This is a genomic window from Streptomyces achromogenes subsp. achromogenes (genome assembly GCF_000720835.1).
Taxonomy (GTDB): domain Bacteria; phylum Actinomycetota; class Actinomycetes; order Streptomycetales; family Streptomycetaceae; genus Streptomyces; species Streptomyces achromogenes.
This window is the reverse complement of record NZ_JODT01000058.1, coordinates 1-13,873: the sequence shown is the minus strand read 5'-3', so window position 1 is coordinate 13,873 and position 13,873 is coordinate 1. Positions and strand designations below refer to the sequence as shown.

At 71.0% G+C, this 13,873-nt stretch carries 16 protein-coding genes; 4 read left to right on the top strand and 12 right to left on the bottom strand.

Features of this window, described 5'->3' with window-relative positions; genetic code table 11:
- Positions 1–52: 52 nt before the first annotated feature.
- From IH25_RS0136245 to IH25_RS0136235, 3 genes are read right to left on the bottom strand one after another with little or no spacing between them, the layout of a single operon-like run.
- Positions 53–298 carry a DUF397 domain-containing protein gene (locus IH25_RS0136245; protein ID WP_030621051.1) on the bottom strand — a complete coding sequence of 82 codons (246 nt, stop codon included), beginning with the start codon at positions 296–298 and terminating at the stop codon, positions 53–55.
- 21 nt (positions 299–319) lie between these two features.
- Positions 320–562, bottom strand: a complete 243-nt coding sequence (locus IH25_RS0136240) for a DUF397 domain-containing protein (protein ID WP_030621047.1) — start codon at positions 560–562, stop codon at positions 320–322.
- Positions 559–1,344 (bottom strand): helix-turn-helix domain-containing protein, encoded by a 786-nt coding sequence (locus tag IH25_RS0136235; RefSeq protein ID WP_078844602.1) that lies wholly within the window; start codon positions 1,342–1,344, stop codon positions 559–561. The genes IH25_RS0136240 and IH25_RS0136235 overlap by 4 nt, the downstream gene beginning before the upstream one ends.
- 146 nt (positions 1,345–1,490) lie before the next feature.
- Between IH25_RS0136235 and IH25_RS0136230 the strand changes: the two genes are divergently transcribed.
- A complete protein-coding gene (locus tag IH25_RS0136230) occupies positions 1,491–1,904 on the top strand; it encodes an ATP-binding protein (protein ID WP_030621039.1) in 414 nt (137 codons plus the stop codon).
- Between the two features lie 13 nt (positions 1,905–1,917).
- On the opposite strand, the gene IH25_RS0136225 is transcribed toward IH25_RS0136230, so the two are convergent.
- Positions 1,918–2,307 (bottom strand): VOC family protein, encoded by a 390-nt coding sequence (locus IH25_RS0136225; protein ID WP_030621036.1) that lies wholly within the window; start codon positions 2,305–2,307, stop codon positions 1,918–1,920.
- A gap of 73 nt (positions 2,308–2,380) precedes the next feature.
- On the opposite strand from IH25_RS0136225, the gene IH25_RS0136220 reads away from it, so the two are divergent.
- Positions 2,381–3,331: a helix-turn-helix transcriptional regulator gene (locus tag IH25_RS0136220; RefSeq protein ID WP_030621035.1), complete on the top strand. Its 951-nt coding sequence runs from the start codon at positions 2,381–2,383 to the stop codon at positions 3,329–3,331.
- A gap of 4 nt (positions 3,332–3,335) precedes the next feature.
- Here the strand turns inward: IH25_RS0136220 and argS are convergent, their stop codons facing one another.
- Positions 3,336–5,099 (bottom strand): arginine--tRNA ligase, encoded by a 1,764-nt coding sequence (argS, locus tag IH25_RS0136215; protein WP_030621021.1) that lies wholly within the window; start codon positions 5,097–5,099, stop codon positions 3,336–3,338.
- Positions 5,100–5,225: 126 nt separating this feature from the next.
- Between argS and lysS the strand changes: the two genes are divergently transcribed.
- Positions 5,226–6,965: a lysine--tRNA ligase gene (gene lysS, locus IH25_RS0136210; protein WP_030621018.1), complete on the top strand. Its 1,740-nt coding sequence runs from the start codon at positions 5,226–5,228 to the stop codon at positions 6,963–6,965.
- A gap of 51 nt (positions 6,966–7,016) precedes the next feature.
- Here the strand turns inward: lysS and IH25_RS0136205 are convergent, their stop codons facing one another.
- The 3 genes from IH25_RS0136205 to IH25_RS0136195 all read right to left on the bottom strand — a co-directional run bounded on the left by IH25_RS0136205 (position 7,017) and on the right by IH25_RS0136195 (position 10,239).
- Positions 7,017–8,246: a DUF2637 domain-containing protein gene (locus tag IH25_RS0136205; RefSeq protein ID WP_030621015.1), complete on the bottom strand. Its 1,230-nt coding sequence runs from the start codon at positions 8,244–8,246 to the stop codon at positions 7,017–7,019.
- 120 nt (positions 8,247–8,366) lie between these two features.
- Positions 8,367–9,239: a DUF3558 family protein gene (locus IH25_RS0136200; protein WP_245172985.1), complete on the bottom strand. Its 873-nt coding sequence runs from the start codon at positions 9,237–9,239 to the stop codon at positions 8,367–8,369.
- 115 nt (positions 9,240–9,354) lie between these two features.
- Positions 9,355–10,239 (bottom strand): hypothetical protein, encoded by an 885-nt coding sequence (locus tag IH25_RS0136195; RefSeq protein WP_030621009.1) that lies wholly within the window; start codon positions 10,237–10,239, stop codon positions 9,355–9,357.
- Positions 10,240–10,454: 215 nt separating this feature from the next.
- Here IH25_RS0136195 and IH25_RS0136190 point away from each other — a divergent pair, with 215 nt between their 5' ends.
- On the top strand, positions 10,455–11,648 hold the full coding sequence (locus IH25_RS0136190; protein ID WP_030621005.1) for an RtcB family protein: 1,194 nt from the start codon (positions 10,455–10,457) through the stop codon (positions 11,646–11,648).
- On the opposite strand, the gene IH25_RS0136185 is transcribed toward IH25_RS0136190, so the two are convergent.
- Genes IH25_RS0136185 through IH25_RS0136170 form a run of 4 tightly spaced genes read right to left on the bottom strand, consistent with a single transcriptional unit; the run spans position 11,638 to position 13,633 of the window.
- Positions 11,638–12,243, bottom strand: coding sequence for a TetR/AcrR family transcriptional regulator (locus IH25_RS0136185; protein WP_030621003.1), 606 nt, complete (start codon positions 12,241–12,243; stop codon positions 11,638–11,640). The genes IH25_RS0136190 and IH25_RS0136185 overlap by 11 nt on opposite strands.
- Positions 12,244–12,275: 32 nt before the next feature.
- Positions 12,276–12,470, bottom strand: coding sequence for a hypothetical protein (locus IH25_RS38185; protein ID WP_037656328.1), 195 nt, complete (start codon positions 12,468–12,470; stop codon positions 12,276–12,278).
- The gene (locus tag IH25_RS0136175) at positions 12,467–13,243 is read right to left on the bottom strand and encodes an SDR family NAD(P)-dependent oxidoreductase (protein WP_030621000.1); all 777 of its coding nucleotides are present in this window, start codon (positions 13,241–13,243) and stop codon (positions 12,467–12,469) included. Before IH25_RS0136175 ends, IH25_RS38185 begins: the two co-directional genes overlap by 4 nt.
- A 51-nt stretch (positions 13,244–13,294) precedes the next feature.
- Positions 13,295–13,633, bottom strand: a complete 339-nt coding sequence (locus IH25_RS0136170) for a YnfA family protein (RefSeq protein ID WP_030620997.1) — start codon at positions 13,631–13,633, stop codon at positions 13,295–13,297.
- Positions 13,634–13,873 lie beyond the last annotated feature (240 nt).

Here is a 13,873-nt window from a genome sequence, read left to right as displayed (position 1 = left end):
TGACGCGGCCCGTGGAAGCACGACACTGACCAAGAAGCGAGCGGCCCAACGGTCACTTGAGGGAAGAGGTGAAGAGGTCCCAGGTGACAGGGCTGATGCGGAGGGTGCGGTCCTGGGAGGGGGTTTCCTTGGAGTCCCGGATGTGCACGGTGCCTGGAGAGACGGCCACTTCAAGGCACTCGCCGCCCTCGCTGCCGCTGTAGCTCGACTTGTGCCATGACAGGGCGACTTCGAGGCACTGGCCGCCCTCGTCGCCGCTGTAGGTCGACTTGAACCACTGAAGGGCTTCGGTGCTCATTGCTCTCCTAGCGGACGGTGGTCACTTGAGGGAAGCGGTGAAGCTGTCCCATGTGCCCGGGCTGATGCGTAGGGTGCGGTCCTGGGAGGGGGCTTGCTTCGAGTCCCGGACGTGCACCGCACCAGGGGAAACGGCCACTTCGAGGCACTGGCCGCCCTCGCTACTGCTGTAGCTCGACTTGTGCCATGAGAGGGCGGCTTCAAGGCAAGCGCCGCCTTCGCTGCTGCTGTAGCTCGACTTGAACCACTCAAGTGCGGTGCTCATTGATCTCCTAGCAGACGGTCGAGCAGGCATCGCGAGTACTCGACGGTGTGTGCCTGTGTCCGCAGCATCGCATACCTGCGCGCGAGGATGGACACCTCATCTGGGTTGGAGACCCACTGGCTGCCTTGTTGCGACTCGGCGTAGGCCAAGTGCTGATGGTCGGGCGTTTCCAGAAGAGTGAATGGGCCGGCGTCTCCAGCGTGGTGCGTGCGGCTCAGTGGCAGGACCTGCAATGAGACGCAGGGGAGTTGCGAGCACTCCCGCAGAAAGCGCAGCTGTTCCCGGTGGACCTCGGGGCCTCCGGTGGGCCAGAGCAACACGGGTTCCCAGATGACGAAGCTCAGTGTCGGCGGCTCCTTGCGGTGCAGGATCTCGCGACGTTCGACTCGCGCCTGGACTTTCGTCGTAAGCTCGTCGGCGTCGTAAGCGGGGACACGTCCGCTGAGGAGGGCGCGGGCGTACCCCTCGGTCTGAAGCAGGCCAGGCACGACCAGCGCGTCGTACCAGGACAGCGCGATGGCCTCCCTCTCCTGCTCGATGTACTCCTCCGCCCACAACGGAAACTGATCCACCTCCGGCAGGTTGGCCACCCCCGCCGCCAGCATCCCCTTGGTCTCCAGGAACTCGTCGAACAGCTCGGCCATGTCCAGCTTCAGCACCCGTCGGCCCTGCTCGATGCTGGCCACCGTCTCCTCGTGGATGTTCAGCGCGGCAGCCAGACCGGGCTGACTCAACCCCTTCGCGCGTCGCGCCGCGGCCAGTTGACGGCCCAGCATCTTCATGGCCGACTGGTTCTTCCTCCGTGTAGGCGTCATGCCTGCTGAACTCCCCACGCCGACCGGTGCACCACCCCGCAGCAACCCGTACAAAAACCTTGTACGGGACTACGCGCTGAACCAGAGTAGTTACGCTGCGCCACATTCGTCCCGTGAACGAGCACATTGAACTCCCCTGCCACCGCGACCAGTTCTACGTCCGCAGTCGCCGCTCGGTCCCGGCGGCCAGACAGCTCACCGAGCGGTCGCTGAAGTGCTGGGGGCTGGATACCTGGAACCGGTCTCACGACCTGTCGCTCTGCGTGAGCGAGCTGGCCACGAACGCCCTGCTGCACGGCGTACCGAGGGGCCGGGGCTTCCTGCTCCGCCTGCGGTACGACGGCGAGCTGGTCCGGGTGGAGGTACACGACAGCGGCCCCGGCATCCCTCGCGTCCCGGACGAGCGGGGCGGGCCGGAGAGCGAGGGAGGCAGGGGCCTGCTGCTGGTGGCGGCGCTCAGCGACAAGTGGGGCGTCGGGGAGCGCACGCCGGGAAAGATCGTGTGGTGCGAGTTCGCCGTGCCGTGAGACGGGTGCGGCGTCAGGTCAGGGTCGTGATGCAGAACGGGTGTCCGGCGGGGTCGAGAAGGACCCGCCACCGTTCCGGCTGAGGCTGGTCGTCCGGCTTGACCGCGCCCCGGGCGAGGAGGTGGGCCTCGGCGGTGTCCAGGTCGCCGACGCCCACCTCGAGGTGGGCCTGCTTCCCCTGGGCGGGGTCGGGCCAGGTGGGGCGCCGGTAGTCGGGGATGCGGGTGAAGCCGAGGCCGGCCGTGCCGTTGTCGCCGCCGAGGAAGACGAAGTCGTCGGTGGAGTAGGTGACGGGGAGGCCGAACATGTCGCCGTAGAAGCGGGCGAGTTCGGCGGGGTCGGCGCAGTCGAAGGTGACGGCGACGTAGCGGAAGGCGGGTGCGGAGGGGGTTTCCGTGCTCATGGGGAGGACGGTAGGACAGGACCCGGACAACTTCGGTCCTGGTTGGGTCGGACGGTATGAAAAACTTCCGCCCGTGCTGAGCGCCTCCGCCCGTCTGCTGCGTCTGCTGTCGTTGCTCGCCGCCCGGCCCTCGTGGACGTGCGGTGAGCTGGCCGAGCGGATGGGGGTCACGGACCGCACGGTGCGGCGGGATGTCGCGAAGCTGCGGGAGCTGGGGTACAGCGTCGATTCCGAGGCGGGGCCGTGGGGTGGTTACCGGTTGCGGGCCGGCTCGCGGGTGCCGCCGCTGATCCTGGACGACGAGGAGGCGCTGGCCGTGGCGGTCGGGCTGCGGGAGGCGGCGTTCGGCGGGGTCCTCGGCGGGGACCAGGCCGCGCTGTCGGCGCTGCTGAAGCTGCGGCAGGTGCTGCCGGCGGGGGTGGCCGAGCGGCTGGGGGAGTGGGATGAAGCGCTCGTACGGCTGCCGTGGCCCGAGGAGGCGCGGTTGCGGCCGGGGATGCTGCTGGAGCTGGCGGCGGCGTGCCGGCGCGGGGAGCGGGTGCGGCTGTCGTACTGCGACGGGGAGGGCCGGGGCACGGTCCGGGACGTGGACCCGTACCGGCTGGTGCACACCGGCAGGCGCTGGTACTTCGTGGCGCGGGACGTGGTCCGGGGGTGGCGGACGTTCCGGGCGGACCGGGTGGAGCACGTGCACCCAACCGGGCGGCTCGTTGAGATCACGGACCCGCCGGACCCGGCGCGGCTGGTGTTCCACAACACGGCGAACGGCCCGTACCCCCTGTCGGCGAGGATCCGCCTCCTGCTCCCCCTGCGGGAGGCGCAACGCCTCATCCCCCCGACCATCGGCACCCACCACCCCGACGGCCCGGAAGCGACCGTGGTCGAGATAGGAGGCCCGACCCCGGAGGGCCTGGCCCACTACCTCCTGGGCCTGGCCACACCCCTCCAGGTCCTGTCCCCCGACACGGTCCGCGAGGCCCTACTCGACCGCACCCGCGAACTTCTCGCGGCGCACAGTCCCTGAGGGGTCAGAGCTTCTCGGGGGTGCGGATGCCCATCAGGGTCATGCCCTGGTGGAGGGTGCGGGCCGTGAGGTCGGAGAGGAAGAGGCGGTTCTCCACCTGCGCCGGCGTCTCGGCGCGCAGCACCGGGCACTTGTCGTAGAACGTCGTGAACAGCGACGCCAGCTGGTACAGGTACGCCGCCAGCTTGTGCGGGGCGTGTTCCGCGGCCGCCTCCCGGACCGTCTCCGCGAAGGAGTCCAGGTGCAGGCCGAGGGCGCGCTCCGCGTCCGCCAGGGGCAGCTCGGGGTGGGCCGCGGGGCGGACCTCGCCGGCCTTGCGGAGGATGGACTGGATACGGGCGTAGGCGTACTGGAGGTAGACGGACGTGTCGCCGTTCAGCGAGACCATCTGGTCCAGGTCGAACTTGTAGTCCCGGTTCGCCGACGTCGACAGGTCCGCGTACTTCACCGCGCCGATGCCCACCTGGGCGCCCCGCTCGGCGATCTCCTCCTCGGACAGGTCCTGCGCCTTCTCCCGGACCACGGCCGACGCCCGCTCGATCGCCTCGTCCAGCAGGTCGACGAGGCGGACCGTCTCGCCCTCACGGGTCTTGAAGGGCTTGCCGTCCTTGCCGAGGACCGTGCCGAAGGCGAGCTGGCTCGCCGTGACGTCGTCGCCCAGCCAGCCGGCCCGGCGGGCGGTCTCGAAGACCATCCGGAAGTGCAGGGCCTGCCGGGCGTCCACCACGTACAGCAGGGTGTTCGCCTTGAGGTTGAAGACGCGGTCGCGGATCGCGGACAGGTCGGTCGCCGCGTAGCCGTAGCCGCCGTCCGACTTCTGCACGATCAGCGGGACCGGCTTGCCGTCCGGGCCCTTGATGTCGTCGAAGAACACGCAGAGCGCGCCCTCGGAGCGGACCGCGACGCCCGACTCCTCCAGCAGGCGGCAGGTCTCCGCGAGCATGTCGTTGTACCCGGACTCGCCGACGATGTCCGCGTCCCGGATCTCCATGTCCAGCTTCTCGAAGACGGAGAAGAAGTAGATCTTCGACTCGTCCACGAACTTCTGCCACATGGCGAGCGTGTGCGGGTCGCCGGCCTGGAGGTCGACCACCCGGCGGCGGGCCCGGGTCTTGAACTCCTCGTCGGAGTCGAACTTCTTGCGCGCGGCCTTGTAGAGGCGGTCGAGGTTGGACATCGCCTCCTCGCCCGTCACCTGGCCGGCCTTGTGGTCGAGCTCGTGCGGGTGCTCGTCCAGGTACTGGATGAGCATGCCGAACTGGGTGCCCCAGTCGCCGATGTGGTGGCGGCGGATCACGTTCTCGCCGGTGAACTCCAGCAGCTGCACGACCGAGTCGCCGATCACCGCCGAGCGCAGGTGGCCGACGTGCATCTCCTTCGCCACGTTCGGCTGGGCGTAGTCGATCACCGTCGTGCCGGGGTCGGCGGCGGTGGGCACGCCGAGGCGGCCCGTGTCGTCCGCGTACCGCGCGGCCAGGTTCTCGGTGATCGCCTTGTCCGCGAGCGTGATGTTGAGGAAGCCGGGGCCGGAGACCTCGACGTCCTGGATCACGTCACCCGTCACCACCCGGCCGACGACCTGGGCCGCCAGCTCCCGGGGGTTCGCCTTCGCCTTCTTGGCCAGGGCCAGGATGCCGTTGGCCTGGAAGTCGGCCCGGTCGCTTCGTCGCAGCAGCGGGTCCGCGCCGGCGGCCTCCGGCAGGGTGGCCGAGAGGGCGGACGCGAGGTGCTGCTGGACGGTGTCGCTGAGGGACGTGACCGAGGCCATGGGTATGGGTGCCGTTCTCCTCGTGGATGGATAGACCCACCCAGTATCCCATGGGGGGTAAAGCCGTTTTCCCGGTCGACGGGCGGTCTGTGAGAATGGAGTCTCACCCCGTTCAGAAAGAAGGACGTGCCGATCGTGGCTCAGAGCACCGAGACCACCGACTGGGTCTCCCGTTTCGCGGATGAGGTCATCGAGGAGTCGGAGCGTCGGGCCCCGGGCAAACCGGTCGTCGTCGCGTCCGGACTCTCCCCCTCGGGTCCGATCCACCTCGGCAACCTCCGCGAGGTCATGACCCCGCACCTGGTCGCCGACGAGATCCGCCGCCGTGGCCGCGAGGTCCGGCACCTGATCTCCTGGGACGACTACGACCGCTACCGCAAGGTCCCGGCCGGCGTCCCCGGTGTGGACGAGACCTGGGCCGAGCACATCGGCAAGCCGCTGACCTCGGTCCCGGCGCCGAAGGGCTCGTCGTACCCGAACTGGGCCGAGCACTTCAAGGCCGCCATGGTCGAGGCGCTGGGCCAGCTCGGCGTGGAGTTCGACGGGATCAGCCAGACCGAGCAGTACACCTCCGGCGCCTACCGCGAGCAGATCCTGCACGCCATGCGGCACCGGCACGACATCGACGCGATCCTCGCCCAGTACCGGACGAAGAAGGCGCCGAAGAAGCAGCAGCAGAAGGCGGTGGACGAGGCCGAGCTGGAGGCCGAGGAGGGCTCCGGCGCCGCGTCCGAGGACGACGGCAGCTCCGGCTCCGCCGGGTACTTCCCGTACAAGCCGTACTGCGGCGGCTGCGGCAAGGACCTGACGACGGTCACCTCCTACGACGACGACACCACCGAGCTGGCGTACACCTGCACCGCCTGCGGCTTCGCCGAGACCGTCCGGCTCAGCGAGTTCGACCGCGGCAAGCTGGTGTGGAAGGTCGACTGGCCGATGCGCTGGGCGTACGAGGGCGTGATCTTCGAGCCCAGCGGTGTGGACCACTCCTCGCCCGGCTCCAGCTTCCAGGTCGGCGGGCAGATCGTGCCGATCTTCGGCGGCGAGCAGCCCATCGGGCCCATGTACGCGTTCGTGGGCATCTCCGGCATGGCGAAGATGTCGTCCTCGCGCGGTGGCGTGCCCACCCCGTCGGACGCGCTGAAGATCATGGAGCCGCAGCTGCTGCGCTGGCTGTACGCCCGCCGCAGGCCCAACCAGTCCTTCAAGATCGCCTTCGACCAGGAGATCCAGCGGCTCTACGACGAGTGGGACAAGCTGGCCGCGAAGGTCGCCGACGGCTCCGCGCTGCCGGCCGACGTCGCCGCCTACACCCGCGCCGTCGGCACCGCCGCCGGTGAGCTGCCGAAGACGCCCCGCCCGCTGCCGTACCGCACGCTGGCGTCCGTCGCGGACATCACCGCCGGTCACGAGGACCAGGCGCTGCGCATCCTGTCCGAGCTGGACCCGGAGCAGCCGCTGGCCTCGCTGGACGAGGCGCGCCCGCGCTACGACCGGGCCGAGGCGTGGATCAACACGTACGTGCCCGCCGACCAGCGGACCATCGTGCGCGAGGAGCCCGACGCCGAGCTGCTGAAGTCCCTGGACGAGGCGTCCCGGCAGTCCGTGCGGCTGCTGCTGGACGGGCTGGCCGACCACTGGTCGCTCGACGGGCTGACCCACCTCGTGTACGGCGTGCCGAAGGTGCAGGCCGGGTTCTCCGCCGACGCCACGCCGAAGGAGCTGCCGCCGGAGATCAAGACGGCCCAGCGGACGTTCTTCGCCCTGCTGTACCACCTGCTCGTCGGCCGCGACACCGGCCCCCGCCTGCCCACCCTGCTGCTGGCCGTGGGTCAGGAGCGGGTGCGGACGCTGCTCGGGGAGTAAGCCGTACGGCGAAAGGGGCCCTCTTCCAGGAGAAGAGGGCCCCTTTTTCCGTTACGCGATGTGCTCTTCTTTCCGTTCCGCGTTGAGGCGGCCGGTGAAGCGGTTGACCATGCGTTCCGCGTCGCGCGGGGCGAGCGCGACGCCGTACGTCGCCTGGACCGCCTCGGCGTACTGGGGCAGGGCGGCGGGGGCGTCGCCGCTCAACTTGCGGAAGAGCTCGTAGAGGTCCTCGTCCGTCGGGTTCGGCTCCGGGCTGCCGCCGCGCTCGCCGGGTGCGCGGGTGTGGGCCGGCGGGATCGGGAAGCTGCCCGTCTCCTCCGGGGAGGGCTGCTGGAAGTCCTCCGGGGCCTGCTCCTCGTACCAGTCCTCGTACTGCTCCTCGGGGGCGTACTGGGGTTCCTGGAGCATCGGGTCGTAGGTGGGGTCGTAGTTGCCGTGGTACTCGACCTCGCGCGGGGCCTGGAACCAGGGGCTCTGCTCGTCCACCGGGGGCACCTCGGCGGGCGGCTGCCCGGCGGCGGGGGCCGGCTGCCGCGGGGCCGGGACGGTGGCGGGGGTGCGGTCGGCCGCGGCGGGGGCGAGGGCCTGGGGGTGCGGGGCCGCGGGGAGCAGGACCGGGTCGATGCCCGCCGCGGCCAGGCCCGCCGGGGCCGTCTCCGCGAGCGGGACGCCGTAGCGCGCCAGGCGCAGCGGCATCAGGGACTCCACCGGGGCCTTGCGGCGCCAGGCGCGGCCGAAGCGGGAGCGCAGCCGGGCCTGGTAGACGAGACGTTCCTGCTCCAGCTTGATGACCTGCTCGTAGGAGCGCAGCTCCCACAGCTTCATGCGGCGCCACAGCAGGAACGTCGGCAGCGGGGAGAGCAGCCAGCGGGTGAGGCGGACGCCCTCCATGTGCTTGTCCGCCGTGATGTCGGCCATCCGGCCGACCGCGTGCCGGGCCGCCTCGACCGACACCACGAACAGCACCGGGATCACCGCGTGCATGCCCACGCCGAGCGGGTCCGGCCAGGCGGCGGCGCCGTTGAACGCGATCGTCGCCGCCGTCAGCAGCCACGCCGTCTGGCGCAGCAGCGGGAAGGGGATCCGGATCCACGTCAGCAGCAGATCGAGGGCGAGGAGGACGCAGATGCCCGCGTCGATGCCCACCGGGAACACGTAGGAGAAGTTCCCGAAGCCCTTCTTGACGGCCAGCTCACGGACGGCCGCGTACGAACCGGCGAAGCCGATACCGGCGATGATCAGCGCACCGGCCACGACCACGCCGATGAGAACGCGGTGCATCCGAGTCAGCTGCGGTGACGCGGCCACTCGTACTCCCCTCCCGTTGCCTGTTGTTGCGCGGAACAGGGTGGCACACGTGTACGGCGAACGCGGTACCGGTCACCCGCCGCGCCCGTGCGGTCAGGCTTCCTTGCCGGCCGGCTGGGACGCGGACGCACTCGGCGAGGACGGCTTCGAGGGGGCCTGGGACGCGGAGTCCGACGGCTGCGAACTCGGGTCGCCCGCCGCGCCGTTGGCCTTCGACACCGACGCCACGGCCTCCTTCAGCGCCTTCTGGGCGTCCTTCGTCAGATCGTCGGCGTCCGGCGTCTTCTCGCCCGCGAGACCGGCGCCGTTGTAATCCAGGGTGACCACGACGTTCTCCACCCGGGCGACGACCGTCTGCTGCTTGAAGAGGCCCTCCTTCTTCTTCAGGTCGTAGCGCACCGCCGCCGCCTCCGCGCCGGTCCCGGACAGCGGCACCATCTTGGTGTCCTTCGCGCCGTCCACCGCCTGGGCGTCCTTCACCTGCCGGCTGAAGTAGGCGTGCGCCTGCTCGTCGGCGGCGCCCCGGGTGAGGTCCGAGTCGAAGCGCAGCAGGGAGATGTTCAGCCAGCGGAACTGCGAGCCCTTCACACCGTTGTTGGCCAGGCTGTCCCAGGCGCAGGAGGCACGCGACGACGGCTCGTCGGAGCCGCCCTTCTTGCCCGACTTCGACGCCTTGGGGACCAGGTCGCCCAGGGTCTTCTCCGACAGCACGGTGCACGGGTCGGGCAGCTTCCCGTACGCGGCGGGCCGCACGGTCGGCGACGCGCTCGCGGACGGCTTGGTGCTGCCGCTCGCCGCCGGACCGGTGCTCTCGCCGGCCTTGGGCTTGGCGTCACCGGAGTCCGAGGAGCAGCCGGCGGTGATCAGGACCGCGGGAACGGCTGCCGCGCAGACAAGCGCGCGGCGCAGGCGCTTGGCTCGCTGGTGTCGCTGGGCACGGTCGTCTCGCTGGGCTGCTCGCTGCATGGTTCCTTCACTCATGACGCTCGGTGTTCGTGCGGGTTCCTGCGGGGCCACGGTACGCGGTGCGGGGGGCGTGCGGTTTCCGTCCGCGCGCCGGGCGGCGGGTCCGGCCGGGCGGTCAGCCGCCGAGCGCGTCGTCCAGCCGGGCGGCCAGATCACGGGCCCTGTCCTGCATTTCCTTGCTGTCCGGGACCGTTCCGGTGGCCGTCGGCTGCTCCTCGTACTGGAGGGTGACGACGACGTTGGACGTGCGGAACACCACAGTCACCGTGCGCTGTTCGACGGTCGGGCCGGAGGTGCTCAGCTGGTCGTCCAGGTACGCCTCGTCGCCGAGGTCGGACAGGGTGCGCGGCTGGAGCTCGGCGGAGGCGTCGGCGGAGCCGGACGGCGAGGAGGAGGCGGAGCCCGAGGCGGCGGAGCCCGAAGTGGCCGAGGAGGACGAGGGATTGGCCGACGGGGCCTTCGCGGACGGGGTCGCGCCGCCGCTCGGGGAGCCCTTCGCGGACGCCGTCGGCGTGGGGGCCGTGGGCGGCGGCGCGGTGACACCGCTCGGCGCGGGCAGGTCGGCGGCGGCCTGCTTCTCCTGGAACAGCCGCTGCGCCTGGTCGTCGTCGCTGACCGCGTTGTCGTACGACACCACGCGCTCGAAGTCCACGGAGAGCCGGTCGGTGACGTCGGCCGAGTCGACCTTCCAGCGGCAGCCCACCTTGCGGTCGGTGTCGTAGGTCAGCTCGGCCGCGCCCTGGTAGGCCCGGTCCCGCTGTACGGGGTCGGTGATCCGCTGGATGCCGGGCAGCATCGTGTCCAGGGCGTCGTGGCCCACCGCGCCGCAGGGCTCGGGGAGCGTGCGGTACTTGCCGGGCGGCGCGGCGGCGGCCGGCCGGCCGGTGTCGCCCGGGTTGGCGTTGTCCGTCGGGCCGGTGTCCCCGGAACCGCTCGTACAGCCGGCCAGCAGCGCCGCGAGGAGGGCGGCGGTGCCGGTTGCGTAGGCCTTCCGCTGCACGGTCGGGCTCCTCTCGACGGTGTGTGCGCACTCGGTGCTCCAGTGTCCCCGCCGGTTATTCGCTTGCCGCGGCGGGGCGCTCCCTGGAGACAATGTGTATCGCACGCACTGCCGTGGCCGCCGGTCCCTTGCCCCTTTCGCCGACCTTGGCGCCTCTTTTGCGTTTTGCTGCTTTCAAGCCTTTTGTTGCCATTTCCCGGGGGAAAGAGGAAGACATGTCGTACGTGGAGATACCGGGCGCGAGGGTGCCGATCCGGATGTGGACGGACCCGGCGACGGTGGAGGACGTGGCCCTGCGCCAGCTCCAGAACGTGGCGACCCTGCCGTGGATCGAGGGTCTGGCCGTGATGCCGGACGTGCACTACGGCAAGGGCGCGACGGTCGGCTCGGTCATCGCGATGCGGGACGCGGTGTGCCCGGCGGCGGTCGGCGTGGACATCGGCTGCGGGATGTCGGCGGTCAAGACCTCCCTGACCGCCAACGACCTGCCCGGGGATCTGTCCCGGCTGCGGACGCGGATCGAGCAGGCGATCCCGGTGGGCCGGGGCATGCACGACGACCCGGTCGAGCCCCGGGGCTTCCACGGACTGGCCACGGCCGGGTGGGAGGACTTCTGGAAGCGGTTCGACGGGGTCGCCGACGCCGTGAGGTTCCGGCGCGAACGGGCCGTCGCGCAGATGGGGACCCTGGGCGGCGGGAACCACTTCGTCGAGGTGTGTGTGGACGAATCCGGTTCCGTGTGGCTGATGCTCCACTCCGGCTCCCGCAACATCGGCAAGGAACTCGCCGAGCACCACATCGGCGTCGCCCAGAAGCTCCCGCACAACCAGGGCCTGGTCGACCGCGATCTCGCCGTCTTCGTCGCGGACACCCCGCAGATGGCGGCCTACCGCAACGACCTGTTCTGGGCCCAGGAGTACGCCAAGTACAACCGCATGCTCATGATGGCGCTCCTGAAGGACGTGGTCCGCAAGGAGTTCAAGAAGGCCAAGCCGGTCTTCGAGCAGGAGATCTCCTGCCACCACAACTACGTGGCTCAGGAGCGGTACGACGGCATGGACCTGCTCGTCACCCGCAAGGGCGCGATCCGGGCCGGCTCCGGGGACTACGGCATCATCCCCGGCTCCATGGGCACCGGCTCGTACATCGTGCGCGGCCTCGGCAACGAGCTGGCGTTCAACTCGGCCTCGCACGGCGCCGGCCGCCGGATGAGCCGGAACGCGGCCAAGCGGCGCTTCTCCACCAAGGACCTGGAGGAGCAGACCCGGGGCGTGGAGTGCCGCAAGGACTCCGGGGTCGTGGACGAGATCCCGGGCGCCTACAAGTCGATCGACCAGGTCATCGACCAGCAGCAGGACTTGGTGCGGGTGGTGGCCAAGCTGAAGCAGGTCGTCTGCGTCAAGGGCTGACGCCGGGACCGGCCGGGAGCGAGTCCAGCCAGCGCAGCAGGCGGGCGGCCTCGCGGGTCGTGACGGACGGGTCGCGCAGGGCGTGGGTCAGGGCGGACATGCCCTGGTGGGCGGAGACCAGGGTGAGGGCGTGGCCCTCGGGGTCGGGGACGCCCCAGGCACGGAACTGGGCGGCGGTCCAGTCCAGCAGGCGGCGCAGCACCGCGCCCGCCTCCGCGGCCGGCGTGCCGTCCGCGCGCTTGCCGAGCTCGGCGGCCAGGGTGCCGGTGGGGCAGCCGTACCGGGCGGTGGTCTCGCGCTCGGACACCCAGGTCTCGATCAGGGCCTTGAGGCGGTCGCGCGGGGCCGGCAGCCGGTCCAGCCCGGCGGTGAGCTCGTCCAGCCGGTCGCGGTGCTCGCCCAGCGCGGCCCGGACCAGCTCGTCCTTGGTCTTGAAGTAGTAGTAGACGTTCCCGGCCGGGACGCCGGCCTCGCGCGCGATGTCGGCGAGGGTGGTGCGCTCGGCGCCCTGCTCGTGCAGGACGCGGGCCGCCGCCGCCGCGAGCCGCCGGCGCTTCTGTGCCGCCTGTGTCCGACGGTCAACCGAGTTCGTCATCCGACCGACTATAGGCAGCGGTGTCCCGGTTCCTACTTCGCGTGCCGCACCGCGTAGATCATCACGAACGCCACGAAGTGGATGCCGAAGAGGAAGTACGCGAGGAAGTACCAGACCTGGCGTTCGTCCTTCGTCTCCTGGGCCAGCCGGCGCTGCTCCAGGGACCGCGCCGAGCCGTCCTCCGGGGACAGCGCCGGGCCGTCCTCCGGAGGCGCGCCGTCGGTCACCCCTGCTCCCGGTGCACCTTGGTGTTGGACGCCTGGGCGCGCGGGCGCACCACCAGCAGGTCGATGTTGACGTGGCTGGGGCGGGTCACCGCCCAGGTGATCGTCTCGGCGACGTCGTCGGCGGTGAGGGGCTCGGCGACGCCCTCGTACACCTTGGCCGCCTTGTCCGTGTCGCCGCCGAAGCGGGTCAGCGCGAACTCCTCCGTGCGGACCATGCCGGGCGCGATCTCGACGACCCGGACCGGCCGGCCGACGATCTCCAGGCGGAGGGTCTCGGCGAGCACGTGCTCGCCGTGCTTGGCGGCGACATAGCCGGCGCCGCCCTCGTAGGTGCCGTGGCCGGCGGTGGAGGAGACGACCACGACCACGCCGTCACCGCTCGCCTCCAGCTTGGGCAGCAGCGCCTGCGTCACGTTCAGCGTGCCGATGACGTTCGTCTCGTACATCGAGCGCCAGTGGTCCGGGTCGCCGGTGGCCACCGGGTCCGCGCCGAGGGCGCCGCCCGCGTTGTTGACCAGGACGCCGATCGTCTTGAAGGCGGAGGCGAACTCGTCCACGGCCGCGCGGTCGGTCACGTCGAGCTGGTAGGCCACCGCCGAGTGCCCGGCCGTCGTCAGCTCCTCGGCGAGGGCCTCGATGCGGTCCTTGCGGCGGGCGGTGAGGACGACGCGGTAGCCGGCCGCGGCGAGCTGCCGGGCCGTGGCGGCACCGATGCCACTGCTCGCGCCGGTGACGACGGCGATGCGGGAGGCGGCGGACGGGGCGGCGGCCATGGCGGCTCCTGGGCTTGCGTCGGGACGGTTGCGTCCAGCGTAAGTGAGGGCTCAGCCGCCGTTCCGGGGTGCCCACATGATGATCGCCATCCCGGCGAGGCAGACCAGCGCGCCGGCGAGGTCCCAGCGGTCGGGCCGGTAGCCGTCGGCGACCACGCCCCACAGGATCGAGCCGGCCACGAAGATCCCGCCGTAGGCGGCGAGGATGCGGCCGAAGTGGGCGTCGGGCTGGAAGGTGGCGACGAAGCCGTACGCGCCCAGCGCCAGGACGCCCCCGGTGATCCACAGCGGGCCCCGGTGCTCCCGGACGCCCTGCCAGACCAGCCAGGCGCCGCCGATCTCGAACAGCGCGGCGACGGCGAACAGGGCGGCGGAGCGGAGGATCGGCATGGGGGCAGCTTCGCATGCGGCGCCCGTGCGGGGTGCCGGCCGCGGGGGCGCGTAGGTCTTCGTGGGGCGGGGAGGAATACCCCGGCCCGGTGGGCCGTTGCAGGGGTGTAGTTGAACGGTCAACCAAATGGAGGCGGTCATGCAGTTCGGGATCTTCAGCGTCGGGGACGTGACCACCGACCCGACCACCGGACGCACCCCGTCCGAGGGCGAGCGGATCAAGGCGATGGTCGCCATCGC